The organism is Shumkonia mesophila (genome assembly GCF_026163695.1).
Classification (GTDB): Bacteria; Pseudomonadota; Alphaproteobacteria; order Rhodospirillales; family Shumkoniaceae; genus Shumkonia; species Shumkonia mesophila.
The window spans coordinates 1-1,306 of record NZ_JAOTID010000049.1 but is presented as its reverse complement, the minus strand read 5'-3'; the positions used below and the strand labels follow the sequence as shown (position 1 = coordinate 1,306).

At 60.8% G+C, this 1,306-nt stretch carries 1 protein-coding gene; it reads left to right on the top strand.

Going from position 1 to position 1,306, the window contains the following annotated elements; translation table 11 throughout:
- Nucleotides 1-132: 132 nt before the first annotated feature.
- Complete coding sequence (locus ODR01_RS25185; RefSeq protein ID WP_316980470.1) at nt 133-969, top strand: carbohydrate ABC transporter permease; 837 nt, start codon at nt 133-135, stop codon at nt 967-969.
- Nucleotides 970-1,306 lie beyond the last annotated feature (337 nt).

Here is a 1,306-nt window from a genome sequence, read left to right as displayed (position 1 = left end):
CAACAGGCCAAACACAACCCCCGGTGTGGCCTACTTTTCGGCGCCGATCCTGGCCTACTTTTCGGCGCCGATTGACACTAGTCGCCGTGCTTAGCTGGATCATCGCACGTCTGGTCGAGGGGGAGCCGACCTATGAGTAACCGCCCGCTGCGCCTGGGGAAAAAGCCCCGGCCACTGTCGGGCGCCGTCATCGCCCTGTTGGTCGCTATGACAGTGTTCCCGTTTGCGTGGCTGGTGCTGATGAGCTTCAAGTCGGCCAATGAGATCTTTGCCGGCGCGGCCGCCTTGTTCTTCCATCCCACCCTGGAGAACTACGCCAAACTGCTGAACCCGAAGTTCCTAGGCTCGTTCGCCAACAGCGCGATCGCTAGCACGGTCTCGACCGCACTCGCCCTGGTGATCGGGGTCCCAGGGGCCTACGCTTTGGCGCGGCCGTTCAGCCGCAAGAGCCGCTTGGTGTCGATCCTGATCCTGCTGTCTCGCATGCTGCCGCCGATCGCCTTCACCATTCCGTACTTCCTGCTCTATCGCATGATCGGCCTGCTCGACACGCTCCCCGGCCTCATCGTCATCTATCTCACGTTCAACCTTTCGCTGGTGGTGTGGCTGATGCGAAACTTCTTCGAGGGCATTCCCCCGGCGCTTGAGGAGGCAGCCCTGATTGATGGTGCCGATTTGTGGAAGGCCTTCACCGCGATCATCCTGCCGCTCTCGGGGCCGGCCCTGGTGACGACCGCGATCCTGTGCTTCCTCTATTCCTGGAACGACTTTTTCTTCGCCCTCATCCTGACCCGTACCAACGCCGCGACTGCACCTATCCAGGTCGTCAACTTCATGAACTACGAGGGCTGGGAGTGGGGCAAGATCGCCGCGGGCGCCACACTGATCATGGCGCCCGTGCTGCTATTTTCCCTCCTGTTGAGGAAGTTCCTCGTCAGCGGGTTAACCGCCGGCGCGGTAAAGCAGTAAGGCCAGAGTATCTGCCCCCAGAAGGACGGGGGCATCACTTGCCACAAGCAAGTCATCGAACGTCATCGGGGCGGCTTCCTGCTAGACCTTCTGGAGAGCGATAAAATTCTGGGCAGTTGCCAGTGCTCCTCCGCAACCAACTGAACCGAAGAAAAAGCCGTTTCAATTCGTCCCCAGGAAAGCCGCGGTGCCTCTGCGAACTGCCGTAGTCAGGCTGGGGCAGGGGCTCTGGCCCGCTTCAATCCTTCGGCGGCGGTCCCGAGGATTTTCTGACGATGATTTCGGCTTCGCACTCGAAGGGGACGTCCTCGTGACGGCCCTCGATTTTGGCGATGAG